Annotated in this window: 24 protein-coding genes and 1 riboswitch; of the genes, 10 read left to right on the top strand and 14 right to left on the bottom strand. The window is 40.2% G+C overall.

What is annotated here, in order from left to right; all coding sequences use genetic code 11:
• Window positions 1-333: 333 nt before the first annotated feature.
• The 8 genes from GQR56_RS19010 to GQR56_RS19045 form a co-directional block, all read right to left on the bottom strand.
• Entirely contained in the window at window positions 334-1,083 is a 750-nt protein-coding gene (locus GQR56_RS19010; protein WP_166114432.1) for a HesA/MoeB/ThiF family protein, read from the bottom strand.
• 20 nt (window positions 1,084-1,103) lie between these two features.
• The gene (gene thiE / locus GQR56_RS19015; RefSeq protein WP_166114435.1) at window positions 1,104-2,639 is read right to left on the bottom strand and encodes a thiamine phosphate synthase; all 1,536 of its coding nucleotides are present in this window, start codon (window positions 2,637-2,639) and stop codon (window positions 1,104-1,106) included.
• 90 nt (window positions 2,640-2,729) lie between these two features.
• The gene (locus GQR56_RS19020) at window positions 2,730-3,524 is read right to left on the bottom strand and encodes a thiazole synthase (RefSeq protein ID WP_166114438.1); all 795 of its coding nucleotides are present in this window, start codon (window positions 3,522-3,524) and stop codon (window positions 2,730-2,732) included.
• 5 nt (window positions 3,525-3,529) lie between these two features.
• Entirely contained in the window at window positions 3,530-3,724 is a 195-nt protein-coding gene (thiS, locus tag GQR56_RS19025; RefSeq protein ID WP_166114441.1) for a sulfur carrier protein ThiS, read from the bottom strand.
• Between the two features lie 7 nt (window positions 3,725-3,731).
• Window positions 3,732-4,742: an FAD-dependent oxidoreductase gene (locus GQR56_RS19030; RefSeq protein WP_166114444.1), complete on the bottom strand. Its 1,011-nt coding sequence runs from the start codon at window positions 4,740-4,742 to the stop codon at window positions 3,732-3,734.
• A 130-nt stretch (window positions 4,743-4,872) separates the two neighbouring features.
• A complete protein-coding gene (thiC, locus tag GQR56_RS19035; protein WP_166114447.1) occupies window positions 4,873-6,825 on the bottom strand; it encodes a phosphomethylpyrimidine synthase ThiC in 1,953 nt (650 codons plus the stop codon).
• A 143-nt stretch (window positions 6,826-6,968) separates the two neighbouring features.
• Window positions 6,969-7,083: riboswitch (TPP riboswitch) on the bottom strand.
• A 107-nt stretch (window positions 7,084-7,190) separates the two neighbouring features.
• Entirely contained in the window at window positions 7,191-7,589 is a 399-nt protein-coding gene (locus GQR56_RS19040) for an META domain-containing protein (protein ID WP_331461421.1), read from the bottom strand.
• Between the two features lie 125 nt (window positions 7,590-7,714).
• Window positions 7,715-8,113 (bottom strand): acyl-CoA thioesterase, encoded by a 399-nt coding sequence (locus tag GQR56_RS19045; RefSeq protein ID WP_024613059.1) that lies wholly within the window; start codon window positions 8,111-8,113, stop codon window positions 7,715-7,717.
• Window positions 8,114-8,197: 84 nt separating this feature from the next.
• On the opposite strand from GQR56_RS19045, the gene GQR56_RS19050 reads away from it, so the two are divergent.
• On the top strand, window positions 8,198-10,315 hold the full coding sequence (locus GQR56_RS19050; protein ID WP_206018218.1) for a TonB-dependent receptor: 2,118 nt from the start codon (window positions 8,198-8,200) through the stop codon (window positions 10,313-10,315).
• Window positions 10,316-10,959: 644 nt separating this feature from the next.
• On the opposite strand, the gene epmA is transcribed toward GQR56_RS19050, so the two are convergent.
• Both epmA and efp read right to left on the bottom strand, forming a co-directional pair.
• On the bottom strand, window positions 10,960-11,934 hold the full coding sequence (epmA, locus tag GQR56_RS19055) for an elongation factor P--(R)-beta-lysine ligase (protein ID WP_166114449.1): 975 nt from the start codon (window positions 11,932-11,934) through the stop codon (window positions 10,960-10,962).
• 56 nt (window positions 11,935-11,990) lie between these two features.
• Entirely contained in the window at window positions 11,991-12,557 is a 567-nt protein-coding gene (efp, locus tag GQR56_RS19060) for an elongation factor P (protein ID WP_024596699.1), read from the bottom strand.
• 41 nt (window positions 12,558-12,598) lie between these two features.
• On the opposite strand from efp, the gene epmB reads away from it, so the two are divergent.
• Entirely contained in the window at window positions 12,599-13,612 is a 1,014-nt protein-coding gene (gene epmB / locus GQR56_RS19065; protein WP_029880356.1) for an EF-P beta-lysylation protein EpmB, read from the top strand.
• An 8-nt stretch (window positions 13,613-13,620) separates the two neighbouring features.
• Here epmB and GQR56_RS19070 read toward each other — a convergent pair whose 3' ends face one another.
• Window positions 13,621-13,830 (bottom strand): hypothetical protein, encoded by a 210-nt coding sequence (locus GQR56_RS19070; RefSeq protein ID WP_002960797.1) that lies wholly within the window; start codon window positions 13,828-13,830, stop codon window positions 13,621-13,623.
• 71 nt (window positions 13,831-13,901) lie between these two features.
• On the opposite strand from GQR56_RS19070, the gene GQR56_RS19075 reads away from it, so the two are divergent.
• Window positions 13,902-14,192, top strand: a complete 291-nt coding sequence (locus GQR56_RS19075; protein WP_166114452.1) for a prephenate dehydrogenase — start codon at window positions 13,902-13,904, stop codon at window positions 14,190-14,192.
• Between the two features lie 108 nt (window positions 14,193-14,300).
• Here the strand turns inward: GQR56_RS19075 and GQR56_RS19080 are convergent, their stop codons facing one another.
• Entirely contained in the window at window positions 14,301-14,792 is a 492-nt protein-coding gene (locus tag GQR56_RS19080; protein ID WP_166114455.1) for a DUF3016 domain-containing protein, read from the bottom strand.
• Between the two features lie 317 nt (window positions 14,793-15,109).
• Between GQR56_RS19080 and galE the strand changes: the two genes are divergently transcribed.
• A complete protein-coding gene (galE, locus tag GQR56_RS19085) occupies window positions 15,110-16,126 on the top strand; it encodes a UDP-glucose 4-epimerase GalE (RefSeq protein WP_166114458.1) in 1,017 nt (338 codons plus the stop codon).
• A 427-nt stretch (window positions 16,127-16,553) separates the two neighbouring features.
• Here galE and GQR56_RS19090 read toward each other — a convergent pair whose 3' ends face one another.
• Together GQR56_RS19090 and GQR56_RS19095 are read right to left on the bottom strand one after the other, a co-directional pair.
• The gene (locus GQR56_RS19090; protein WP_166114461.1) at window positions 16,554-17,234 is read right to left on the bottom strand and encodes a Fe2+-dependent dioxygenase; all 681 of its coding nucleotides are present in this window, start codon (window positions 17,232-17,234) and stop codon (window positions 16,554-16,556) included.
• Window positions 17,235-17,383: 149 nt separating this feature from the next.
• Window positions 17,384-19,564, bottom strand: a complete 2,181-nt coding sequence (locus GQR56_RS19095; RefSeq protein ID WP_166114464.1) for a TonB-dependent siderophore receptor — start codon at window positions 19,562-19,564, stop codon at window positions 17,384-17,386.
• Window positions 19,565-19,780: 216 nt separating this feature from the next.
• Between GQR56_RS19095 and GQR56_RS19100 the strand changes: the two genes are divergently transcribed.
• From GQR56_RS19100 to GQR56_RS19125, 6 genes are read left to right on the top strand one after another with little or no spacing between them, the layout of a single operon-like run.
• Window positions 19,781-20,554 carry a DUF3450 family protein gene (locus GQR56_RS19100; RefSeq protein ID WP_024609730.1) on the top strand — a complete coding sequence of 258 codons (774 nt, stop codon included), beginning with the start codon at window positions 19,781-19,783 and terminating at the stop codon, window positions 20,552-20,554.
• Window positions 20,554-21,861 carry a MotA/TolQ/ExbB proton channel family protein gene (locus GQR56_RS19105; RefSeq protein WP_166114467.1) on the top strand — a complete coding sequence of 436 codons (1,308 nt, stop codon included), beginning with the start codon at window positions 20,554-20,556 and terminating at the stop codon, window positions 21,859-21,861. The genes GQR56_RS19100 and GQR56_RS19105 overlap by 1 nt, the downstream gene beginning before the upstream one ends.
• Complete coding sequence (locus tag GQR56_RS19110; protein ID WP_166114470.1) at window positions 21,861-22,253, top strand: MotA/TolQ/ExbB proton channel family protein; 393 nt, start codon at window positions 21,861-21,863, stop codon at window positions 22,251-22,253. The genes GQR56_RS19105 and GQR56_RS19110 overlap by 1 nt, the downstream gene beginning before the upstream one ends.
• A 5-nt stretch (window positions 22,254-22,258) precedes the next feature.
• Entirely contained in the window at window positions 22,259-22,663 is a 405-nt protein-coding gene (locus GQR56_RS19115) for a biopolymer transporter ExbD (RefSeq protein ID WP_024609733.1), read from the top strand.
• 1 nt (window position 22,664) lies between these two features.
• Window positions 22,665-23,321 carry an energy transducer TonB gene (locus GQR56_RS19120; protein ID WP_166114473.1) on the top strand — a complete coding sequence of 219 codons (657 nt, stop codon included), beginning with the start codon at window positions 22,665-22,667 and terminating at the stop codon, window positions 23,319-23,321.
• 20 nt (window positions 23,322-23,341) lie between these two features.
• Window positions 23,342-24,754 carry a tetratricopeptide repeat protein gene (locus GQR56_RS19125; protein WP_166114476.1) on the top strand — a complete coding sequence of 471 codons (1,413 nt, stop codon included), beginning with the start codon at window positions 23,342-23,344 and terminating at the stop codon, window positions 24,752-24,754.
• Window positions 24,755-25,187: the final 433 nt, after the last annotated feature.

The raw sequence follows: 25,187 nt of genomic DNA on the forward strand, positions 1-25,187 counted from the left end.
CCGAGCAGTATTAAATACTAGACGTCGAGGCAAGCTCACTGACTTCGATGTGATAAATGATAGCTAATCATTTATCAATGAGAGATACAAGACGTAGAGCTTGCTCACGTTAAAAGCGTCAGCTTTTAGCTTATACCTACTTGAAGGTTACACCATTTATATTTTTATAGGCTCCCTCCATCACGCCAGCAAGCTGTGCGTCTACGGCGTTTGTTATATCGAATTTGACGTGAAACGCGCTGTGTTGTAGACGTAGAGCTTGCTCACGTTAAAAGCGTCAGCTTTTAGTTTTTTAACGCCGCATATAATAACAGGCACAAGCCTCTCAAAAACCTATTTTCCACACTCTTTACACTCTAAATCTTTAATCACTTTAAAGTGCTGTTGTTTTAAAGTGAGCGCATCAAAGGTTATAAACACGCCCCCCTCTGCATGCCCCAGCAATAAGTTAAGCGTAAGTTGCGCCTGCATAGAGCCTATTACACCAAGTAGCGGGCTAATTACTCCTGCGTTACTGCAATTTATAATTGGTGTAGCTTCACTTTGTGGAAAAACACAGCCATAGCACGGGCTATCACTTTGCCTAAAATCAAAGCCCATTAACTGCCCTTTAGTTGCCAATGCAGCACCCGAAATTAACGGTATTTTGTTGCTAATACAATAACGATTAACGCAATAGCGAGTGCTAAAGTTATCAGAGCAATCAAGTACGATGTCAGCACCTTTTAGCATGTTAGCTGCATTACTCTTATCTAACTTTTGGCAATGCGTTACTATTTCTATTTGATTATTAAGACTCGCTAATACTTTACCCGCTGCAGCGACTTTGTTTTGCCCTAAGTGATTTATTTTATAAAGCACTTGGCGCTGTAAGTTTGAAAGCTCAACTTCGTCATCATCAATTAAAATAAGCGTTCCAACACCCGCAGCGGCTAAATATAAAAGTGCTGGGCTACCTAACCCGCCAGCCCCCACTACTGCAACCGTTGAGGATTTAAGTGCTAACTGCCCTTCAAGCCCAACTTCTTCAAGCAATAAATGGCGACTGTAACGCAGGGTTTCTTTATCGCTTAGCTCATTCACTTTTACTGACCTTGTTAGTATTAATCTGCAGTACTTATGGCTACTTGCAGAGCGCTTATAGCCTCTACGTAATTATCAGCCTCGGTAATCGCACGCACTACGGCAACACTTCCCACGCCAGTTTTCGCTACCTGCTTAGCACGGCTTAAATCAATACCGCCTATTGCCACTGTTGGATAGCTTTGCATAAGCGGTACAAATTTAATCAGCTTTTCAAGACCTTGTATTTGGCCTGTCATGTCTTTTGTGGTGGTTGGGTAAATAGCACCAAATGCCATGTAACTAGGGCGATAATTATGCGCACGCAGCATTTCATAAAAGCCATGGGTAGAAAGCCCAAGCCTTAACCCAGCGTCTTTAATTGCCGCTAAATTAGCAATGTCTAAATCCTCTTGCCCTAAATGCACACCATACGCACCATGCTTAATAGCTAACTGCCAGTAGTCGTTTATAAATACCTGTGCGTTGTATTGCTTGCCCAGCTCAACAGCTTGCTTAATGAGCTCATCAAGCTCGTCTTGCGTTTTATTTTTAACGCGTAACTGCGCTGTTTTAATGCCTTGTTGTAAGCATTTTTCTAGCCAATCGGTACTATCTACAACCGCATATAAACCAAGCGATTTACTTTCACAAGGTGAAAAATCAGCAGCCATATTAAAATCAAGCGGCACATCAAAATCTAGTTCATCGCCCAGCCAGCTACCTGGCTCAATTACTTGTGGGTAGTCAGCTAAATTAGTGGGAAACGAGGTCTGAGCAACCGGTCCAATCCCCTCGCCGTATCGAACAGACTGTTTTAATCCTTGGTTTATATATGCTTTAGCTAAAATAAAGGCATCTTTTAATGGATAGTCTTTAGCTAAACACGCAGCAATGACCGAAGCCATGCTACACCCGGTGCCGTGGTTATGCGGTGTTTGTATTTTTTGATTGCCTAACCAATATTCTTCACCACTTTGCGTATTACTATCAATACAATAATCAATGCAGTAGCCACTTGGGTAATCCCAATGTCCGCCTTTAATAACAACGGCTTTAGCGCCCCAGCTTAATAACTTATTAGCCGCTTCTTTTATTGCAGCCGGACCAATTAAATACACACCGGTTAATAACTGTGTTTCGTGTGTGTTTGGAGTTATTACATCCACCAGCGGCAGTAAACATTCTTTTATTGCGCTTACCGTGTCTTCTTCTGTTAGTAAGTCACCGCTTGAGGCAATAGCGACAGGGTCATATACAATAACGGGAGGCACAGGCCATTTAGCTTTATAATGACTTATATGCTCGCTGATTAACTGAATTTGCTGCACGTTGGCTAACATGCCAATTTTTATCACTTTGGCTTTCATGTCTTTTTCGAGTGCAAGTAACTGCGATTCAATAATATCGGTAGACACTGCATTAATAGCCTCTACGCCTAGACTATTTTGCGCAGTCAATGCTGTAATAGCAGTGCACCCATGTACACCAAAACTTTGCATTGCTTTTATGTCTGCTTGAATGCCTGCACCGCCGCCAGAATCAGAGCCGGCAATTGTCCATACTACGTTATTCATATTTGTCTCCTCACAGCGATTACATTGAACTAACGAGCTATTTAATTAGCTATTTAATTAGATAAAATGCTCATATTTTTAATAAAACTGCTATTTTTCTTGATGCCAAAATGGCATGCCCATTGTTGGGGTTGATGGAGCTGCAACGTCTTTTTCAGGCATCGCTTTTGCTTTGTATGCAAAGCGCCCTGCTTCAACTGCGGCTTTAAATGCGCGGCTCATAGTGATTGGGCAGCCAGCACCTGCAATGGCTGAATTTAATAATACCGCATCATACCCCATTTCGAGTGCTTGGCAGGCATGTGATGGCAAACCTAAACCAGCATCTACTATTAATGTGGTATCAGGTAGGCGTTCTCGAATAGTTTTTAAATTATAGCTATTTAACAATCCCTTACCGGTGCCTATTGGTGCTCCCCATGGCATAAGCACCTCACAACCTAGCTCATTTAAACGCTGGCAAAGTACTAAGTCATCGGTGCAATAAGGCAATACTTTAAAGCCATCATCAATCAATATTTTTGTCGCTTCAAGCAATGCAAAAGGATCTGGTTGTAAATTGTAATCATCGCCAATCAGCTCTAGCTTTATCCAATCGGTGGCAAATACCTCTCGGCACATTTTTGCAAGCGTTATAGCTTCTTTAACACTGTGACACCCTGCGGTATTAGGGAGTATTTTTAAACCTGTATTTTTTATTAACTGCCAAAAGTCATCACCGGCTGCTGCACTTTGCTGGCGCCTAAGCGACACGGTTACAATTTCAGCCCCAGAGGCGACTATCGATTGGGTCATAATGTCGGGCGATGGGTAAAGCGCAGAGCCTATTAATAAGCGACTCTTTATTTTCTCTCCATAAATAGTTAAACAGTCTTTAGTTTGCATAAGCCTTATCCGCCTTGAATAGGCGACAATAGCTCAATATTGTCGCCTTTATTAAGTACATAGTTACCGTGCTGACTTTGTGGAATAAATTCGCCATTAATGGCAACCGCATAAGGTGGTGTGGCACCAAAATCCTGCAAACAGCTAATTAACTTATTACTTTTTATTGTGAGCACATTGCCATTAATTGTAATGTTCATTTTATTCTCACTCTATTCGTGAAATTGCTTGCGCCACTAATGCCGGCGCCAACATATAACCATGGCGATACAATCCATTAATGCTAATTACATTGCCAACTTGTGATACTTCTGGGCGGTTATCGCTAAATGCGGGGCGTAATCCAGTTTGAATATTAAGTAGTCGTGCTTCGGCAAATCCACTATGCACGGTATAAGCCGCTGAAAGTAACTCAAGAGTTGAGCGCACTGTTGCAGCGCCATTGTCTTGTGACTCTATTTCAGTCGCACCAATTACATATTCACTGTTAGGTTTAGGCGCTATATAAATTGGATAACGCGGGTGCATTAAACGCACTGGTCGCGTTAAACTTACCTCTGGTGCGTATAACCTTGCTACTTCGCCACGCACGCCTCTAAGCGGTTTATCACCTTGAGTATTTTTAGCACCAAGCCCACGACAATCTATAATGTAATCGAATGGTCGATTGTTTATTTTGTTGTCGCTAATGGTTACGCGCTGATTAAATACAAATTTTACTTTGCATTTATTGAGCTGTGTAAAACTGGCTTTATAAAATGCTTGGTTATCTATTTGTCCCTCGCAGGGTAAAAATAGACCTTGATTAAAACGCCCTGCAAGTTCAGGTTCAAGCATTGTAATTTGTTGGGTATTCACATGCTCAGCAGTATAACCAGCTAACGGTTTTATACGTTGTGCAAAGCTTTGTAAATCGCCTTTATCTTGCTGATGCGCAATTACCAAAGTGCCTTGCTGCTGAAAAAAAACGTCACTTTCAAGCTCAGCAATAATGCCGGGCCAGCGCTTCATTGAATCAAGACCCATTAAAGCTAAATCAGCCTCGCATAACACCGACTCAGCAAGCGGGGCGAGCATTGCCGCAGCTACTTTGCCCGCACTATTTTTTGTATGCTCGTCGTCCGCTTCAAAAACAGTTACTTGGTGCTGTTTACTTAGCCCAAGCGCTGCCAACCTGCCCGCTAAACCAAACCCAACCACCGCAATGTTATAAAACATAAAAACCTCCAAAAGCAATTATTAGTAATACAAGTAGATGAGAATTTACTTCGCGCCTCTAAAATTAATTAAAAAGCGAGGCATAAAATCTCATCTATCATTTATATCTAACTCCTAGCCGATAATTACTTTATACCGCTTTGTGGTAAATCTCTGAGCCTGTTTGCTTAAACTCAGCTGACTTAGCTTTCATTTCGGCTTCTACATCAATCATTTTTATTTCAATAGCGTCGCCAGCGTTGTTTGGATCAATACCTCGTGATTCGAGATCTTTAGCGTAATCGCGTACTTCTTGGCTAATTTTCATCGAACAAAATTTAGGGCCACACATAGAACAAAAGTGAGCAACTTTACCTGATTCTTGCGGAAGGGTTTCGTCGTGATACTCGCGAGCTCGGTCTGGATCTAAACCAATATTAAATTGGTCGTACCATCTAAACTCAAAGCGCGCTTTTGATAAGGCGTTGTCACGCTCTTGCGCGCCTGGGTGCCCTTTTGCTAAATCGGCGGCATGTGCAGCTATTTTGTAAGTAATTAAGCCTTCTTTAACATCTTCTTTATTTGGCAGACCTAAATGCTCTTTAGGTGTTACATAGCAAAGCATTGCACAGCCGTACCATGCTATTTGAGCAGCACCAATACCAGAAGTAATATGGTCATACCCTGGTGCAATATCGGTCGTTAACGGGCCTAAAGTATAAAATGGCGCTTCGTCGCAATGTTTTAATTGCTCATCCATATTGGCTTTAATCATGTGCATTGGCACATGTCCAGGACCTTCAATAAATACCTGCACGTCGTGCTTCCACGCAATTTTAGTCAGTTCACCTAATGTACGTAGCTCACTAAACTGCGCTTCATCGTTGGCATCAGCAATCGAACCAGGACGAAGCCCATCACCTAATGAAAAACACACATCGTATTGTTTTAAAATTTCGCAAATATCTTCAAAGTGCGTGTATAAAAAGTTTTCTTTATGATGCGCTAAACACCATTTAGCCATAATTGAGCCACCGCGCGACACAATACCGGTTACACGTTTAGCGGTCATTGGTACATAACGAAGTAATACACCGGCATGAATAGTAAAGTAATCAACACCCTGCTCGGCTTGCTCAATAAGCGTATCGCGAAAAATTTCCCACGTTAAATCTTCAGCCACACCGTTTACTTTTTCAAGTGCCTGGTAAATAGGTACTGTGCCAATAGGTACAGGCGAGTTACGTACAACCCATTCGCGGGTTTCGTGAATGTAACGCCCAGTCGATAAGTCCATTACGGTGTCTGCGCCCCAGCGGGTAGACCACACCATTTTTTCTACTTCTTCTTCAATAGATGAGCTGACCGATGAATTACCAATATTGGCGTTAACTTTTACTAAAAAGTTACGACCTACAATCATAGGCTCTGTTTCTGGGTGATTAATATTGTTTGGTAAAATAGCGCGACCACGGGCTATTTCGTCGCGTACAAATTCTGGAGTGATAAATTCAGGAATACTCGCGCCAAACGACTCGCCTTTATGCTGCGCCGCAAGTAATTCTTTACGAATTTCTGCACGCCCCATATTTTCGCGAACAGCTACATATTCCATTTCAGGAGTAATAATCCCTTGGCGTGCGTAATGCATTTGCGTTACGTTTTTGCCTGTTTTACCACGGCGAATTTTTGGAAGGTGATCAAACCGAATATGATCCAGCCCTTCATCTGCCATACGTTGCTGCGAAAACTGCGACGTAACTGACTCTAAAACTTCTGTGTCACCACGGCTTTCAATCCATTGTTCACGGAATTTTGGTAAGCCTTTGCGTACGTCTAGTTCAAAATTAGGATCGGTATACGGACCCGACGTATCGTAAACACGTAGCGGATCGTTTGACTCATAAACAGGGTTTTCATCTGTACCGCCAATAAACGTATCACTTAATGTAATTTCACGCATACCAACGCGCACGCCAGGTTGAGCACCTTCAACGTATACTTTATGAGAGTTTGGGAACGGTTGACCCGTTAAGTTATAAATATATTCAGACGCGGCAGCACGAGTTTCTCGGCGCGACGCTTTATTTGTAGTATTTGACATGACTTACCTCATTGCTTAAGGATTGTCTTGCCAGATATTCCGAGGAATAGAGAAAGATCGTAAAGTAGCGTTTATGCTACTTTGCAGCCTAAAATAATTAAAATCACTTTATTGTGCGCATAAAAAAAGACGCACAAGCGTCCCATTTTAGGCAGCTTGTTCCCTACGCAGGTATTAACCTGATCAGGTTCACGGATCCCGCTTTCGCGATCTCAGCCACAAACTAATTACTTAGCTTTGGCACTCCGACAAGTATTGATATATAAATTCTGTTCGTTGATTTGAAAGTACTATCCATCAAATCTGCGCTGAGTGTACGTCAGTTAAAAATTGCCCGCAAGGGGCTGTTTTTCAAAAATTCAAAATTATTTAGGAATAAACACAAACGTTTGCTCGCCTTGCATGACTAATTGCTGGTCTTGCATTTTAAGCTCTGCACCTTGTTTAAGCGCTTTTAACAACTGTTGCTCAAACTCATCAAGTTCTTCGCCGCACGACTTTCTAGTCATACCAATTTTGTTTACAGTTAGGCTACTCTCTTCAAGCTCACCTTCACCAAAAAACTTATTACACCCAGCAAAACCATTTACTTGTAACGCTTCAATAAAACTCATTGAGGCATTAAAAGAAGGCGGAATTGCTAAACCATCTACACGTGATAATTGCCATTGCGTGTATTTAAGCTGCTCACTAGTAACCGTCCCTGTCGATGCGCAACCAACACACAAACCGATTACAAGCATCGGTATTGCTGCTAATTTCATACTATTGCTAACTCATTGTATAATTACTTTAATAATAACAATATTTATGCGATTTATCCGTTAATAATGCATGTTTTAAATGTAAATTTTGTTCTATGATAGTTTAAAAGTTGTTCTTTTAATCATTAAGTTGTAGTTTTGAACACGTTATTTATTTGCTCCGGTAAAAAAGGTCGTCCTTTTTCATTAACTGCAGTTCCTATTACTAATGCATTAAGCATTACTTTTTCATCGTGCTTACGAACTATCGTTTGCTTAAAACCAAACTTTAAACGGCTAATACGCAAAGGCTCTACAACAACATAAAATTCATCACTCGGTAATAGTGAGTGTTTATAATCCATTTCACTGCGCATAACAACAAGGTGAATTTTATCTTTTGTAAGTTGAGCAAAATCAACTCCATGTGCGTATAAAAACTCATGGCGGGCGTGTTCTAAATAATTAAAATATACACTGTTGTTTACAATACCTTGTAAGTCACATTCGTAATCACGTACTTTAAAGTCTACTTTAAAGGTCATATTAGTAATCCTGATTATTTAACGTATAATTGCCGCGTTTATAGCATATGTGTTGAAATAATTGCTACCATACGAGTCCCTAAAATGGAGTTAAGTAACCCAATGAACTTACGTTTGTCTTTAATTACCGCAGCAATATTGCCGCTGTTCGGTGCACCACTTGTAGCTCACGCTGATGATAGCGACCTAGAAAAAATTGTTGTTACCGGCGATTTCCAACGAGAAAGCATTCAAACTTTAAGCGCTAGTGCAAGCTTATTCAGTGAAGACGAAATTAATCAACGTGGTGCAAGTTACTTAGATGAAATTTTAGGCAGTGCTGCCAATGTTAATTTTGCATCGGGGGCATCGCGTGGTCGTTATATTCAAATTCGTGGCGTGGGACTTCGTTCACAATTTGTAGATCCGATCAACCCATCAGTGGGTTTAGTTATTGATGGTATTAACTATTCAGGTCTTGGTGGCAGCTCGTTATTATTTGATATTGACCAAGTAGAAATTTATCGCGGGCCGCAAGGTACACGCTTTGGCGCAGACGGCATGGCAGGTATGATCCAAATGCAGTCAGCTGAGGCAACAAACGATCCTAGCTTAAAATTACAGGTAGGCGCAGGCACTTATAACAGCCGAGAAGCAGGTCTTGCAGCAAGCACAGGCTTAACCGACGATACAAGCGCTCGCGTTAGCTACTTTAGAAGAAAGTCAGATGGTTATGTAGATAACCTATATTTAGACGACGAAACTCAACAGCAAGACGAACAAGTAGCGCGTTTCAAATTAAACAGCCAACTCACAGCTGATTTACATACCGAATTAAACCTTCACTACATCGATATTAATAACGGCTACGATGCGTTCACTCTCGATAACAGTCGCAACAGTGTTGCCGATGAGCCTGGTCAAGATAATCAAGAAAGCTACGCAATTGGTCTCGCTAATACCTACACCGGTTTTGATGCATTCGATGTAAATCTAAATTTATCAGCCATTGATACCGAGTTACTTTATAGCTTTGATGAAGACTGGGTATGTAATGATGTAAGTGAGCCACAGTTATGTGCTGCTGGTTTACATCCTGATGGATACAGCTCAACAGATCTTTACAGCCGCGATCGCGATGATCAATCAGTCGACCTACAATTTAATTCTAAAACGGGTAATTGGGTTGCCGGTATTTATTACCAAAGCCGTGATGTAGATTTAGAACGCCAATACACGTGGCTAGCAAGCCCATTTACATCAACATACGAAACCAGCAATATTGCTGTATATGGTCAAGTAGCAACACCAATTGGTCCTAAAACGACATTAATTACTGGTTTACGTGTTGAGCAATACCAAGGTGACTACACCGATAGTAACGGCTTTATAGAAGATACTGACGATGTAATGGTTGGCGGTAAAATTGCTCTAGAATATCAAGTAATTGATCGTACCATGATCTACACCAGCATAACCCGTGGCTACAAGGCCGGCGGTATTAACTCAGAAGCACTAGCGAAAGCTAAAGATGAAGGCTTGAACCTAAGCGCTGACTTTTTCCAACAACATACTAGTTTTGATCCTGAGTATTTATGGAGTGGTGAATTTGGTGTTAAAGGCTCATCACTTGATGACAAATTTACGCTTCGCTTAGCTGCATTTTACATGCATCGCGACGACATACAGCTAAAAGCATGGCAAGTAGAAGGTCAGCAATTTACAGGTTATGTTGATAACGCAAGCTCTGGCAGTAACTACGGACTTGAAATTGAAGGTAGTTACCAACTAACTGATAATCTATTTTTAACGGGTAGTGCTGGTTACTTAAACACTGAAATAGATGATTTTGTAACGCAGTCTGGCTTAAATCAAGATGGTCGCGAACAAGCACAATCGCCTAAATATCAATATGCTTTTACTGCTCGCTATAACTTTACAAGTGAGCTTTACGGTATGATTGGTGTTGAAGGTAAAGATGATTACTACTTCTCTGATAGCCACAACTCACAAGCACCAAACAGCAACTTAGTTAATTTAAGCTTTGGCTACGAAGCTGATATGTGGGCAGTACGTGCATGGGCTCGTAACGTGTTTGACGAAACAGTACCTACCCGTGGTTTTGAATTTGGTAATGACCCACAAGATGGTTACGCAACGCATACATACACACAACTAGGTGAACCTCGCGTAGCAGGTGTCACGTTTACGCTTAATCTGTAAACACAGCAGTTGGCTTTCAAATGAAAGCTTTCAGCATGCAATAAAAAACACCGCGTTTAATTTAAACGCGGTGTTTTTTGTTTGTAGGTTAGGTTTTATAACTCGCTTTTTACTTTTTAAAATATTAAAGCCAAGTTACACGAGCGCGAAGTAAATTCGCACCTACAGGTTTTGGGTTTGTTGTTTATTGTAGGTGAGGTTTTATACCTCGCTTTCTGCTTTTTAAAATATTAAAGCCAAATTACACGAGCGCGAAGTAAATTCGCACCTACAGGTTTGGCGTATGCTGTTGGGTTTAATCTTTATTGTAGGTGAGGTTTTATACCTCGCTTTTTGCTCTTTAAAATATTAAAGCCAAGTTACATGAGCGCGAAATAAATTCGCACCTACGGTTCAGGTCTACATTTTTATTGTAGGTGAGGTTTTATACCTCGCTTTTTACTTTTTAAAATATTAAAGCTAAGTTACACGAGCGCAAAATAAATTCGCACCTACAGGCTTGGCGTATGTTGTTGGGTTTAATCTTTATTGTAGGTGAGGTTTTATACCTCACTTTCTGCTTTTTAAAATATTGAAGCCAAGTTACACGAGCGCGAAGTAAATTCGCACCTACAAGTTTGCTACCTGCGCCTACAGGCCAAGCATTATGCTCTTTGCACGTCAAACGCAATCACGTCTTTAATTTTTTGTTTATTGGTTGCTAGCATTACAAGCCTATCAATCCCCAAAGCAACACCTGCGCATTGCGGTAATCCATGCTCTAGCGCTTTAATTAAACGCGTATCCATTGGCACTTGCTTTAAACCGTTATTAGCACGATATTCGTTATCGTCATTAAACCGTTTAGCTTGCTCGCTGGCATTAGTGAGTTCGTTAAAACCATTCGCTAATTCCATATTTTTATAATAAAGCTCAAAGCGTCCTGCTACGCGTGCATCGTGTTCACAAATTTGTGCAAGTGCCGCTTGAGAAGCTGGAAAATGATAAACAAAACACGGTTTTTCTTGCCCTATCGTTGGCTCTACCTTCATACAAAACAATAATTGCAGCAAAGTGTCTTTATGCGTTTCGTTTTTGGCTATATCAGCAAATCCTTGCTCACAGGCAAGTTGCTTTAATTGCTCTATGTTTGCTGTTAACGGATCGAGCCCTAATGCTTGTTCAAACGCTTGCTGATAAGTAAGCCTTGTTGCCGGCTCTACACCTAAAACGAGCTGCATTAGTTCATCCATTTCATCCATTAAAGCAAATTCATCAAAGCCTGGGCGATACCATTCAAGCATTGTAAATTCAGGATTGTGATGACTTCCCGCTTCTTCGTTTCTAAATGCTTTACAAAGCTGAAAAATAGCGCCTGAGCCTGCCGCTAACAAGCGTTTCATAGCAAACTCTGGAGATGTTTGTAAAAACAATGAAAGTCCATCAGCATGCCCTGGACCTACAAATGTGGTATTAAAACTGGCTAAGTGCACGTCGGTTACACTCGCACCACTCAAACTTGGCGTTTCTACTTCTAAAACATCACGCGCATAAAAAAACTCACGAATGCGACGTAATATTGCTGCACGTTGCTTTAGTGTTTCAATACTTGCGCTAGGCGCCCAAAGATCTGCTGACATATTTTCTCCAAAAAAAATCCCAGCGTAAGCTGGGATTTATTAAGCTGAGTTAAGTGTTACTTAACACGACTTACGTATTCACCGTTACGAGTGTCTACTTTAATTACTTCGCCAATTTGTACGAATAATGGAACTCGTACTACAGCACCAGTACTAAGCGTTGCTGGTTTACCGCCAGTGCCCGCTGTATCACCTTTAAGACCAGGATCTGTTTCAGTGATCTCAAGCTCAACAAAGTTAGGTGGAGTAACCGCAATAGGGCTGCCATTCCATAATGTAATTGTGCATAGGTCATTTTCAACTAACCATTTAACTGCATCGCCTAGTGCTTTTTCGTCAGCGGCAATTTGCTCAAATGTTTCGTTGTTCATGAAATGCCAAAATTCGCCGTCTGTGTATAGATACGCTAAATCTGTATCCATTACATCAGCACCTTCAACTGATTCACCCGATTTAAAGGTTTTTTCAAGCACCTTACCAGAGATAAGTTTACGGATACGAACACGGTTAAACGCCTGACCTTTACCAGGTTTTACCATTTCATTTTCTAAGATACTGCAAGGCTCGCCGTCCATCATAATTTTTAGGCCGCCCTTGAACTCGTTGGTGCTATAATTCGCCATCGTTTCCTCTATTTATATTTTTTCGAGTAATCTACGTGCCAATGATACAAAGAAATGAAGCAAATTTGCATAAAAACTGGCAAAAAGAATTAGCAAATGTAGTTACCTGCCCAAAAACCTTGCTTGAAATGGTCGGTTTATCGAGCCAAGTCCATGAAAACGACCTAAAAGCCCGTAGTTTATTTCCGGTACGCGTGCCTATCCCTTTTATAAAAAAAATACGCAAAGGCGATCCAAACGATCCCCTTTTGCTGCAAGTAATGCCACGTCATCAAGAGTTTTTAACTAAATCGGGTTTTAATAAAGATCCCCTACTTGAGCAAGATAACGACCAACCTGGCCTTTTACATAAGTATAAATCACGTGTTTTGGTCATGTTTAAAACCGGCTGTGCTGTAAATTGTCGTTACTGTTTTAGAAGGCATTTTCCGTATCAAGAAAATCAGCTCAATAAAAAAAGTCTGCTTGAAACACTGAGCTATATAAAATCAGATGCTGATATTAACGAAGTAATTTTAAGTGGTGGCGATCCACTTATGGCAAAAGATGATGCAATAAGCTGGTTTTTAGATGAGCTTGAGCAATTACCACAAATTAAACGAATGCGAATTCATAGCCGTTTGCCAGTGGTTATTCCTGCGCGAGTTACCGATGAGTTATGTGAGCGATTAGCAAAATCGCCATTAAAAATTATTTTTATTAATCACATAAACCACGCCAACGAAATAGACGCTGACTTTAAAGCCGCAATGCAAAAACTTAAAGTTGCAGGCGTTACGCTTTTAAACCAGGCTGTTATTTTAAAAGATATAAACGACACCGTTGATGCGCAAATAAACCTAAGCGAAGCATTATTTGATGCAGACGTATTGCCATATTATTTATATTTACTTGATAAAGTTGAAGGGGCGAGCCACTTTGATATTAACGAAGCACAAGCAATTGAAATAATGGCAGAGCTATTAAAAGCTCTGCCTGGATTTTTAGTGCCTAAATTAGTAAGAGAAATAGGTGGTCAAAAAAGCAAAACACCTATCGATCTTAAGCTAATTTAAGCTAGCATTTAAACGTATATATTTACGTTATTACCCAATGATGCAGTTACCGATTTAGCCGGTGTTTGCGCACTTGACGATTGTGCAGCACCTTCAATAAGTGCAAGAGCCGCCGCGCCATCTGCTAATTGCTGCTTTTTAGATAAAGCAGCGCTGTAAAGCTCACTGCCTTGGCCTGAGCCAGAAACAGCGGGTAAACTTGTGCCTGATATATTCATATAACAAACCTGACTTTTAAATGTAATCCAAGTATTATGTCGGCAATGCAGTGCAAAGCTTTAGGAAAACCATGGATTCTATTATTGAACAACTCAATGCCAACTTAAAAATTGTTTACCGTCAGGCACTTGATGCTGACAAAAAACTCGACGAGCTTCAACAGCAAGGTCTCGGTAAGTTTAAAGCCTTATTTACTGCCGATTCAGGCTTTAACTTTGAAGCTAAACGTTTTAAACCGTATGTACTTGATGTGGCAGCCGATGTCGAAAGCTTATCTACCGATGGTTTTAGTGAAGAAAAGCTTAAAACAACCGTTATTAAGTTACAGCAAATCCTAACGCTGCTAGCTACTTTTAAGTAATACCAATCAGCTTAAAAATAAAAATGCCGCTATTTAGCGGCATTTTTATGTTAGGGCTGTTTATTTTTCGAGGTTGAACAAGTTTCAATCCTCAAAGGTCAACACTTCCTAATCTAAACTCGGTAATATTTGCTCACCAAACCACTCTGTCAGTAAACGTTTTTCGTAATAAAACGACTCATCTCTACCCATTTTAATCTTATTCATAAAGCCCATATCTTTAAGCTCTACGTCACTATCTTTACTAAGTACGGTACCGTCTTTGTCGGTTAAGGAATAGTCTATTTTGATGCGTGGGAAGTAGATTGGTTTTACTACGCGAATTTCATCCATACCGCCGTAACGCACGTCACCCGCTAAATCTAAATCGATAAATTCTACATTTAATTTATAATCTGTTGGCAACTGCTCTGCTAATTTAGCCATATGCTTTTCAAAACTAGCGGCAATATTTTTATGATACGAACCTTTAGCTTGGTTTGATGGGCGTACATCGCGATAATCATTAAAGTCATGCCATTTAACAATTGACTCGCCTGCATGAGCAAATGCAGGTAATGCTATACACATTGCCATTGCTATTTTTTTAACTGAATTCATATCTTTCTCCACAAAAGGGGGTCTAACTACAATAGTGTAGTTAGGGTAAGCACTGTATCAATATTAAAATATTTAGTACTCTACTATTAATATACCAATACTCAGTACTACATTTATATTAGCAGCTATTTATTAACTATAACTTAATCACGAACCTAAGTAGCGTCTAAAGTACATAAAAATATAGAGAAAAATAAGTTAACTGCCTTATTAAAGAAAGACCTAATTTAAACAATAAAAATTACAGATAAAGCATGTAAATAATCGTAATGTATGTTGAAATTAATACAACTGAAAATGTTACCCATGGAGCTTTTATGACTATTTTAGTAACCGGCGGCGCAGGCTATATTGGCTCACATACCGTTTTAGAACTTCTACAGCAAGGCAAAGATGTTGTTGTTATTGATAATTTAAGTAACTCATCACAAGAATCACTCACACGTGTAAAAAAAATCACAGGCAAAGACGTTACTTTTTACCAAGGCGACATTCTCGATAAATCTTTTTTAGATTCTGTATTTGCTAAGCACACTGTTGATAGTGTTATACATTTTGCGGGCTTAAAGTCAGTGGGAGAATCGGTTGCTAAACCGGTTGAATACTACCAAAACAACGTACAAGGTACTTTAACGCTTGTTGATGCTATGCGTGACGCTGGTGTATTTAAGTTAGTATTTAGCTCATCTGCGACTGTATACGGCGACCCTGCTAGCTTACCTATTAAAGAAGACTTTCCTGTAGGCGGTACTACAAATCCGTACGGCACATCTAAACTTATGGTTGAGATGATGCTGCAAGACATTGTTAAATCAGACGAGCGCTTTGCGTTTGCTATTTTGCGTTACTTTAATCCTGTTGGCGCGCACGAGTCGGGCTTAATTGGTGAAGATCCTAATGGTATTCCAAACAACCTTTTACCATTTATAGCGCAAGTTGCGGTAGGTAAATTAAAACAACTTGCTGTTTTTGGCGATGACTACGATACCGTTGATGGCACTGGCGTGCGCGATTACATACACGTAGTAGATTTAGCAATTGGTCATTTAAAAGCGCTCGATAAAATAGCGACTAACACGGGTGCGTTAGTTTATAACCTAGGTACTGGTAACGGATATTCTGTACTACAAATGGTTAACGCATTTATTAAAGCTAGCGATCAAGCTGTGCCTTATCAGGTTTCCCCTCGTCGCCCTGGTGATATTGCAGCGTGTTATGCCGCACCAGAAAAAGCACTTAACGAACTTGGCTGGAAAGCCGTGCGCGGTATAGACGCGATGATGCAAGACACATGGCGCTGGCAATCAAACAATCCCAACGGTTATAAAGGATAAGTAAAAAAACATAAAACATAGAAATTACGAGCTTTGCTCGTTACGCCAGCAAGCTGCGCGTCTACAAGTAAATTTAACCACAGCGTTAAGTTTTGGCTGTAGGCGTAGAGCTTGCTCGCGCGAAAAGCGCCGCTTTTAATATTTATAATGAATAGCTTACTTACTTATTGGTTTCTCTAAAGTGAAGCGCCCTATTAACCTCTTTGTGAATAAATCACTTAAAATATGATTGCACAAAGAGAAGTGAAGGAGGGGTAAACGAGAAGACACCAAAGAATAAAAATTACGAGCTTTGCTCGTCACGCCAGCAAGCTGCGCGCCTACAAATAAATTTAACCACAGCGTCAAGTTTTGGCTGTAGGTATAGAGCTTGCTCACGCGAAAAGCGCAGCTTTTAATTACTTATACATAATGATGGGCACCTTTATTATGTCTGCGCCCATTGTCTTAATAGGTTGTGATATACACCTGTTAATCTAATAATCTCAGGGCTATCTTGTACTTTTTCACGTAAGCCTTGAATAGACGTATCTAAATCAAACAGTAAACCGCGTTTTTCGTCGCTATTAACCATACTCTGTAACCAAAAAAACGAGGCTAATCTACGTCCGCTTGTTACTGGCATTACACGATGTAAACTGGTTGATGGATACAACACCATGCTTCCTGCTGGCAGCTTTACACTGTGCGAGCCATAGGTATCTTCAATTACAAGTTCGCCGCCCTCGTAATCCTCTGGTTCATTAATAAATAAGGTCATTGATATATCGGTACGCACTTTTACTGGCGTGCCTGGCACTTGTCTAATCGCATTATCAACATGCACACCAAATGATTGCCCGCCTTGATAGCAATTAAAGAGCGGAGGAAAAATCTTTGCGGGAAGTGCAGCCGACATAAACAAATCGTTACGTGCAAGTGCGGCCATAACAATGTCGCCAAGTTCTCGGCATTCAGGGCTGTTTTCAGGAAGTTGTAAGTTGTTTTTTGCTTTGGTTGATTGATGCCCTGCGGTAATACTGCCATCAGCCCACTGCGCTTTGAGTAAAACCTCATGGCAATAAGTAACTTCTTCTTTAGTTAATAACTGCGGTATTTTAACTAACATGTGCGCCCTCTCACATAACAATATAATCTAAATAAGCATTTGAATAGATTAGTGAATTAAATAAATTTCAAACTCAATTAGGTTGGTATTATAAATAACTAAGGGCAGAAATATCTGCCCTTAGTTATTATGCACTCTTTAACTAAAATTTAAAAAGAGTAGCTTGCAGTTAAGCTAAACTTACGCCCACTACCTGGTACAAAGTGACCACCGCCAAGTTGGTCAACGTAATCTTTGTCGCCAAGGTTTTCACCGTTAAGTTGTAAGCTCAAATCTTTTGATACGTCATAAGCAACCATAAAGTCAAAAATAGTGTAGCCTGGCGCACGAGAGCGTGTTGAAGTTGTGCCATTGTAACGCTCATCTACATATTGCGCGCCTACACCAAACGATAACAGCTCAGACACATCATAGGTAGTCCACACACTTGCACTATTTTTAGGTGTACGAGCAAGTTCGTTACCAATTTGAGATATGTCATCACCAAGTGCTTTAGTCACTTCACTATCTTGATAAGTGTATGATGCAATAACAGTCCAATCTTTAGTAATTAGGCCAGTAGCAGAAAGCTCTAAGCCTCTCACTCTTTGCTCACCACCAAGTAATTCATCTGAAGTATCATCAGCAAAAGGGCTGTCAGTACGGGCATTCGTTTTTTCTGTACTGAATAAGGCTGCATTTGCTTGTAAGCGACCGTCAACTAAACTCCACTTAGTTCCTAACTCATAACTGCGGCTTTCTTCGGCATCTAAATCGGCTGCATTACTGCGAGTAGAAACCGTAAGACTTTCAGCAGATGGGTTAAATGAGTTACCCGCGCCTAAATAAATACTGCCATTTTCTACTGGTTTATACACAACAGCTGCATTCCAACTAAATAAGTCATCGCTTGTTGTAATTAATGCACTTGGATCATCGTAATCATTATGATAATCAGTAGTGAAGCTATCAAAACGAACTCCGCCCGTTACTTCCCATTGCTTATTAAGCGTTATAGTATCGAATGCATAAATAGCTTGGTTTTTAGCTTTTGCTTCTATGCTTGTACCATCACGACCATATACACCTGTAAATGCAATTGTTGCATCTGGGTTGTATAAATCGTTACGTATTCCGTCTTCAATTAAATTGTCTGGTGTAGTTGCAACAAAGTTGTAACGGGTAAATGTTTCATTAGCAAGTTCAACACCTACCACTACATCATGAGTAAAACCAGCAAACTGGTAATTACCAATTAAATCGAGCTGGAATGCAACAAGCGAGTTATTTGTATTACGTGTTTTTTCATCAGCAAATGTTATATCGGTATCAGTTGTCACCGAAAAATAACGCGGTGCAGTTGTTACAGACTCACGCTTAACACTTCCCACTCGCGCTTGAGCACGAACCATAGTATTTTTTGAAAAATCATATTCATAACGTGCAGTTGTTGAATAAGCTTCAATATCTTCGTAATCACGGTAAATATTACCGTAAAAGTTATCAAAATCGACAGGAGAAGGCGAACGCGCGCTATCTGCAAGTTCAGCTACAGGCGTATCGCTGTAAACCCAAGGAATGCCGTAATCAGGTAGATTATCTTGGCGTTGATATTCAAAATTTATATCAAAGCGACTATCAGTGCCAAGCCCCGTTGCAAACGCAACTGCAATAGCATTGGTTTCGTTCTCAACATAATCACGACCAGCAACATCGCCTTTATCGGCAAGTAAATTTATACGTAACGCACTCGTTTCGTTTACTTCAATATTGGTATCAAAGCGACCACGGTAATCATTTTCAGTTCCTAAACGCAGTGAAACATCGTTAAATTCACCTAATGTTGCTTTTTTAGTTTCTAGGTTAACACTACCACCTGTAGCACCACGACCAGATACAGCAGAGCCAGGACCTTTAGCTACTTCAACCGCTTCAATGTTATAAATATCGCGCGTGTAACCTGCGATATCACGAATACCATCAACAAAAATATCATTGGTTGCACTAAAACCACGGATAGACATGCTATCACCTGTTGGAGCACCACCTTCGCCTGCAGCTAAAGAAATACCTGACACATTACGTAGTGCATCTTGCAAGCTATCTACGTTTCGGTCTTTCATTACCGCTTGGTTAATTACAGTGACTGTTTTAGCAGTATCTAATAGCGGTTGAGTATATTTATGCGATGTTGATTCTTCCACAACATAACTAGACTCAGCCTTAGTTTGCGCTTTTGTTACCGATAGTTCTTGAACATCTTGTGCACTTGCCCAAGTTGAAAGAGTCGCTGTAACAACCGCTGCAATTGGCTTTATGTAGGCATTTCCTTTATTCGATGGCTTACTCATGGTTACTCCGAGGTTTTGTTAAGCACTTAACTATTGTTAATTGAAGGTACATATTTAATTTCGGCAGAATCCTACCACCACAATAACGCAATGTAAACGATAATTGTTATCAGTTGTGTTGTTATGTGAATTCATATATTGTATACGTACTTAAAAATTAACAGTAATTACGCCCCGGTAATTGCTTGTAGTAACTTTCAGGATTGTTGTTAAGTAATGCGAAGCTTAATTAAACCAATAAGTGTGGTTATCGCACTTTGTAGCGCCATGGCAGTAAAGGCCGATACGGTTAGCGAATTAGAACAACTCGTCAATAAATGGCTGCAAATAGAAAATCAAAACAGTGAATTAAATACACACTGGCTTGATCAAAAAAGTAGTATGGAACAAACCTTAACGCTTTTAGATGCCGAGCAGCAGCAACTTAGTCAGCTTAACCAACGCAGGCAAAAGAATACCAGCGAATTGACCCAAAAACGCGAGCAACTTGTCACTAAGCAAGCTGAATTAGAAAATGATCAGCAACAATTAAACGATCAACTCGCACGTATTTCCCAGCAGTTACTTTCATTACAAGTACAGCTACCTCCACCGCTATTAACCAGCTGGAAAAATGCAGGTGACTTAACTAACTCACAGTTAAATACTACCGATAAGCTACAAACTGCACTTAAAATGCTGGAATTACTACGTGATTTTCAACAACGTATTTCCATCCACGAAATGGCAATTAAGCACCCAGACGGACAAGAAGTATGGGTTAAGCAGCTCTACCTTGGTGCAGCGCAAGCATGGTTTGTAAGTGAAGACTTGAGCTATGTGGGTATTGGCTTTCCAAGCGATTTAGGTTGGCAATGGGAGTTCGACCCAAGTATTAACGCTGAGCAAGTTGCGTTAGGAATAGCCGTACAACAAAAAAAGCGCGCTGCTGATTGGGTAACACTGCCTATTTTAAGTTATGCAAACAATACGCAAAAAGGGGTTAAGTAATGACTTTTGCCCACACATTTAAAACGTTTAGCATGTTAGTTTTATTATTCAGCGCACACATTTCTTTTGCAGCAAACAGTGATGACGCTAAAAAAAGTATTTTAAGTGATATTAAAACAGCGCAGCGCACGCTAAGTAACACGCAAAACAGTATTGCTAAAGAGCAAGCCTTACTAGGTAAAAAAATATTTAATAAACAGCAATCACTTAGTAAATTACGTGAAGAGGCTGCGGTAAATCGCCGCCTTGCTGATGAAGACACTTTAAGTTTAGAGCAGCTGCAAACACGTCTAGATACATGGCAGCAACAACAGCAATACCAACTTAATTTATTAAATCGTTTTGTCCGCCAAAATAGCAAAAGCGAGCACGTTACTAATAATCAAAATGAACTATTAAACCAAGTAGTATCACTCATTAGCAACCAAGAACAGGCGCTTTACCCACACTTTAAAAAGCAGCCTGTTGTGCTTAGTAATGGTGAATTAAGCCAAGCAAGCACCTTGCAAGTCGGTCCTGTAGCTTGGTTTAGCACGCAAACACCTAAACTTGCAGGTCTATTAAATTTAGATGATGAATCTAATGCATTAAAAGTAGCGTTAGTGCAATCAACAAGTAACGACAACCCACTTGATAACACCTTAAAACAAAATGGTGTGGGGTCTACATTACTTACTTTCGACCCTAGTTTAACGCACTTAGTAACCAGCCAAGCCCAACAAGAAAGTCCGCTAGAGCATTTAGAAAAAGGTGGTTTATGGGCTATTCCTATTATTCTATTTGCCTGTTTTGCATTAACCATTGCACTGTTAAAAGCCGCACAATTACTGCGTTTAAGTAAAATTAAAATGCATTCGCAAATGCAATTACAACAATTTTTTAAAGGCGAAAGTACAAACGAATTTACAGGTATGCAAAAACAGCTATTTAACCTAACGCTGCAAAGCGAAAAAGGTCAAGTACGAGACGATCAATTGTTTAATCAATTAATTCACGATAAACACAAGCTTGATAACTTTATTGGCGCAATTGCAGTAACAGCTGCAGTGGCACCTTTATTAGGTCTATTAGGTACTGTCAGCGGCATGATCGAAACATTTAAAATGATGACCTTGTTCGGATCGGGCGATCCCGAAGTTGTATCGGGTGGTATTGCACAAGCACTAATAACTACCGAACTTGGTTTAGTAGTTGCTATACCGGCACTTGTGTTAAATGCCCTACTATCACGTAAAGCGAAAGCTTATTACAGCCAGCTAGAAGGCTTTGCTCTGCAACTAAGTCAGTTAGAAAAAGGAGATAAATAATGTTTGATCAAATTATTGGTAACCCTATTTGTTGGTTTATTATTTTACTTGCTTTGTTTGTGTATCAGCTGATTTTTCAAGACTTATTACATTTAAAACACTACAAAGCACAGCGCGCAGGTTATTGGCAAGAAGTTAGCTCTATTTTAACTGCCGCCCTGCCGCTGCTTGGATTACTCGGTACTATTGTGGGTTTGCTCGATACATTTAAAGTAATGGCACTGGGGCACAACGAGTTAATGAGTGAAGCTATTGGCGATGCATTGCTTACAACGCAACTTGGGCTTGTTTGCGCTATTCCCGCATGGCTAATGCAAGCGTACTTAGGCTATTTGAAACGTAGCCCTAAATTACACACACAACAAAATATACCAAGTAAGCAGTTAGGATAACCGTTATGCAATCACGTTTAAAACATCGGTTAGAGCAAGAGTCAGGGCAGCATATTGATATGTCGCCTTTGTTGGACGTCGTATTTATTTTGCTAATATTTTTTATTGTTACCACCGTATTTGTACGCGAAAGTGGCGTTGAAGTAGATAAACCTCAAGCAGTATCGGCAAGTCGTCTTGAGCAGCAAGTTATATTTTTAGCAATTACCGACTCCCAACAAGTCTTTTTTGATGGCAGCCAAATTGGTGTTGCTGGTGTGCGCAGCAGCGTAGAACAAATGCTAAAACAGCAGCAACGCCCCGTGGTTATTCAAGCTGACAAATCAGTTCCTACTGAGTTATTAGTTCAAGTAATTGACGAAGCAAAGCTTGCCGGTGCAGCGCAAGTTAATTTAGCGACCAAACAATAATATGCACGCTATTAACCTGGTTCAAAAAAAACGTAATATTCGCCATCCATTATTTGCCTTTGGTTTAAGTTTACTCGTACTTACAGCGGCATTGTTATTACTATGGCTTGGGCAACTAGCTGAGCACGTGGTGCAAGACAAAGTAATTGTGCGCGAGGTAGCAATGGTTGCATTACCACCTCCACCTCCGCCCTCAATACAACAACAGCAAGCAAACGAGCCGATGCAAAGCTTAACTGTACAAGGCGCTGGTGCTTCTATTCAGGCTGTTAAGGTTAAAATTAATAGTAATTTAAATGTTGTAAAACCCGATACGCCAAGCATTAAAGTAAATACACCACAACTGCAATCAATAAGTGTAAATTGGGATGCATTTAGCTTAAATCAGCTTGATGGTTTACCTACTTTACTTACGCCAGTAAAAGCGATTTTACCAAAGAGTTTAACCCGTCAAGGTATTGATGTATTCACTGTAAAGCTCGACGTGTTTATAGATGAAAGCGGTAAGGTAAGTTTAATTGAGGTAGTGCAAAACCCATACCCAGAACTAAAACCCGCAATCGACAAAATTATTAAACAAAGCCGCTTTAGTGCACCTAAAAAAGAAGGTGAGACTGTACGCGCTCGCTTTATTTGGCCAATTGAATTTAAACCTTAAGCCCTATTAAAATGAAAAATATGAACGCAATTAAAACGCTAAAACCATTAACTCGCGCATTTATTACTTCTTTAATGTGCTCATTGCCTTTATTAGGTGTAAGTAGCGTGCATGCAACCGCTGTTAGTGCGCCACTAAAAGTAACTTTATCGCCTAGCGATCCTACATGGCAACTGGCAATAAATAATAAGTTATTAGGTCCAACTGAAGTACTTATTGAGCCAACCGAGCGCGGTTTTGCCCGCCAAGTACAACCTCTATTACAAGCCGGTAATTACAGTGAAGTTGCTGCACTATTTAAAAATCGCGATATGAATCAAGACAGCACCGCTTTAAACTTATTGCGCGCACAAGTTTTGCTTTCAATAAAAGATTTTGATAAAGCCGAAGCCGCTTATTTAGCATGTTTAAAAGCATCACCAAGTTTAATACAAGCGCACCAAGGCTTAAGCCTTTTGTACATGCAACAAGCAAACTACAATAAAGCGCAAACGCACCTGGTTCGCACTATTGAGTTGGGTCAGGCTGATGCACAAAGCTATGCACAGCTTGCTTATATTCATGTGCAACATAATCAACCTTGGAGCGCTGTAGCAGCCTATCGCCAAGCGCTTATGCTAGCGCCAGAAACAAGTCAATATCAGCAAGGGCTATTATTTGCTTTAATTGAATCAGGTGATTTAAATCAAGCTAATGCATTATTAAAAGAGTTACTTAACAAAAACCCTGATAACGCAGAACTTTGGTTGCAACGTGCACAAATTGCATTGCAACTAGAACAAAATAAAAATGCACTTGCGGCAATTGAAGTCGCACTTAAACTTAACCCTAAAGATACGAGCAATCAGCTTCTTGCTGCACAATTACACTTAAGCCAAGGTAGCAGTGAGCGTGCCGTTACTTTATTAAAACAAGGCTTAAAACATGCAGGTAAAAAACAACAAACAGCAGTAATTAACACCACAATGCAAACACTAGGATGGCTTGTATCGCAGCAGCAATGGGGATTAGCTAAAGAGCTTATACACAGCGCTAAACGGTTCACTAAACAGTTACCACGTGATGAGCAAGCACAGTTTTCGGTTTACAACGCACAGTTAGCAATACAGCAAGGCAATACAAATGGAGCAATAAAAAGTTTAAATAGTGCTCTTAAAATCAATCCAAATTTAGGCGATGCCCTACTTAGCCTTGCAAGTATTTATCGTAATAAAAACCAGCTTACCCAAGCCAAACTAATGTACGTACGTGCACAAGCATTACCTGATTATCAGTTATCTGCATGGCTTGGATTATCACAAGTAGCAATTGATTCTAAAGACTACCCTGATGCACTTAAGCACCTAAAAAAAGCACTACAAGCAAATCCGCAGCGCCAAGATTTAATTACTAATATTCGTGCCCTTGAAAATATAGTACGCCAAGAAGGATAGATGCTTTTAAGCAAATCGAGTGCTGCGCTTTAGACAGACCAATGAATAGCTATTAGTTATAAATATTAAAAGCGGCGCTTTTCGCGTGAGCAAGCTCTACGCATACCGGTAAAGTTTGACGCTGTGGTTAAATTTACTTGTAGACGCACAGCTTGCTGGCGTGACGAGTAAAGCTCGTAATTACTAAAAACGGCGCTTTTCGCGTGAGCAAGCCCTACGCCTATCGGTAAAATTTAACGCTGTGGTTAAATTTACTTGTAGACGCCCAGCTTGCTGGCGTGACGAGCAAAGCTCGTAATTATTAAAAGCGGCGCTTTTCGCGTGAGCAAGCTCTACGCCTTGTATCTCTCATTGATAAATGATTAGCTATCATTTATCACATCGAAGTCAGTGAGCTTGCCTCGACGTCTAGTATTTAATACTGCTCGGTAGA

The organism is Pseudoalteromonas sp. Z9A5 (genome assembly GCF_011378875.1).
Lineage (GTDB): Bacteria > Pseudomonadota > Gammaproteobacteria > Enterobacterales > Alteromonadaceae > Pseudoalteromonas.

Bases quoted from the DNA above. Each gene is read 5' to 3' on its own strand.
- thiE (WP_166114435.1), bottom strand. From the start codon at position 2,639: ATGAATAACGTAGTATGGACAATTGCCGGCTCTGATTCTGGCGGCGGT.
- GQR56_RS19020 (WP_166114438.1), bottom strand. From the start codon at position 3,524: ATGCAAACTAAAGACTGTTTAACTATTTATGGAGAGAAAATAAAGAGT.
- thiC (WP_166114447.1), bottom strand. From the start codon at position 6,825: ATGTCAAATACTACAAATAAAGCGTCGCGCCGAGAAACTCGTGCTGCC.
- GQR56_RS19050 (WP_206018218.1), top strand. From the start codon at position 8,198: ATGGAGTTAAGTAACCCAATGAACTTACGTTTGTCTTTAATTACCGCA.
- GQR56_RS19100 (WP_024609730.1), top strand. From the start codon at position 19,781: ATGCGAAGCTTAATTAAACCAATAAGTGTGGTTATCGCACTTTGTAGC.
- GQR56_RS19080 (WP_166114455.1), bottom strand. From the start codon at position 14,792: ATGAATTCAGTTAAAAAAATAGCAATGGCAATGTGTATAGCATTACCT.
- galE (WP_166114458.1), top strand. From the start codon at position 15,110: ATGACTATTTTAGTAACCGGCGGCGCAGGCTATATTGGCTCACATACC.
- epmB (WP_029880356.1), top strand. From the start codon at position 12,599: ATGATACAAAGAAATGAAGCAAATTTGCATAAAAACTGGCAAAAAGAA.
- epmA (WP_166114449.1), bottom strand. From the start codon at position 11,934: ATGTCAGCAGATCTTTGGGCGCCTAGCGCAAGTATTGAAACACTAAAG.
- GQR56_RS19040 (WP_331461421.1), bottom strand. From the start codon at position 7,589: ATGAAATTAGCAGCAATACCGATGCTTGTAATCGGTTTGTGTGTTGGT.
- GQR56_RS19090 (WP_166114461.1), bottom strand. From the start codon at position 17,234: ATGTTAGTTAAAATACCGCAGTTATTAACTAAAGAAGAAGTTACTTAT.
- efp (WP_024596699.1), bottom strand. From the start codon at position 12,557: ATGGCGAATTATAGCACCAACGAGTTCAAGGGCGGCCTAAAAATTATG.
- GQR56_RS19115 (WP_024609733.1), top strand. From the start codon at position 22,259: ATGCAATCACGTTTAAAACATCGGTTAGAGCAAGAGTCAGGGCAGCAT.
- GQR56_RS19045 (WP_024613059.1), bottom strand. From the start codon at position 8,113: ATGACCTTTAAAGTAGACTTTAAAGTACGTGATTACGAATGTGACTTA.
- GQR56_RS19125 (WP_166114476.1), top strand. From the start codon at position 23,342: ATGAACGCAATTAAAACGCTAAAACCATTAACTCGCGCATTTATTACT.
- GQR56_RS19120 (WP_166114473.1), top strand. From the start codon at position 22,665: ATGCACGCTATTAACCTGGTTCAAAAAAAACGTAATATTCGCCATCCA.
- GQR56_RS19110 (WP_166114470.1), top strand. From the start codon at position 21,861: ATGTTTGATCAAATTATTGGTAACCCTATTTGTTGGTTTATTATTTTA.
- GQR56_RS19105 (WP_166114467.1), top strand. From the start codon at position 20,554: ATGACTTTTGCCCACACATTTAAAACGTTTAGCATGTTAGTTTTATTA.
- GQR56_RS19075 (WP_166114452.1), top strand. From the start codon at position 13,902: ATGGATTCTATTATTGAACAACTCAATGCCAACTTAAAAATTGTTTAC.
- thiS (WP_166114441.1), bottom strand. From the start codon at position 3,724: ATGAACATTACAATTAATGGCAATGTGCTCACAATAAAAAGTAATAAG.
- GQR56_RS19030 (WP_166114444.1), bottom strand. From the start codon at position 4,742: ATGTTTTATAACATTGCGGTGGTTGGGTTTGGTTTAGCGGGCAGGTTG.
- GQR56_RS19095 (WP_166114464.1), bottom strand. From the start codon at position 19,564: ATGAGTAAGCCATCGAATAAAGGAAATGCCTACATAAAGCCAATTGCA.
- GQR56_RS19070 (WP_002960797.1), bottom strand. From the start codon at position 13,830: ATGAATATATCAGGCACAAGTTTACCCGCTGTTTCTGGCTCAGGCCAA.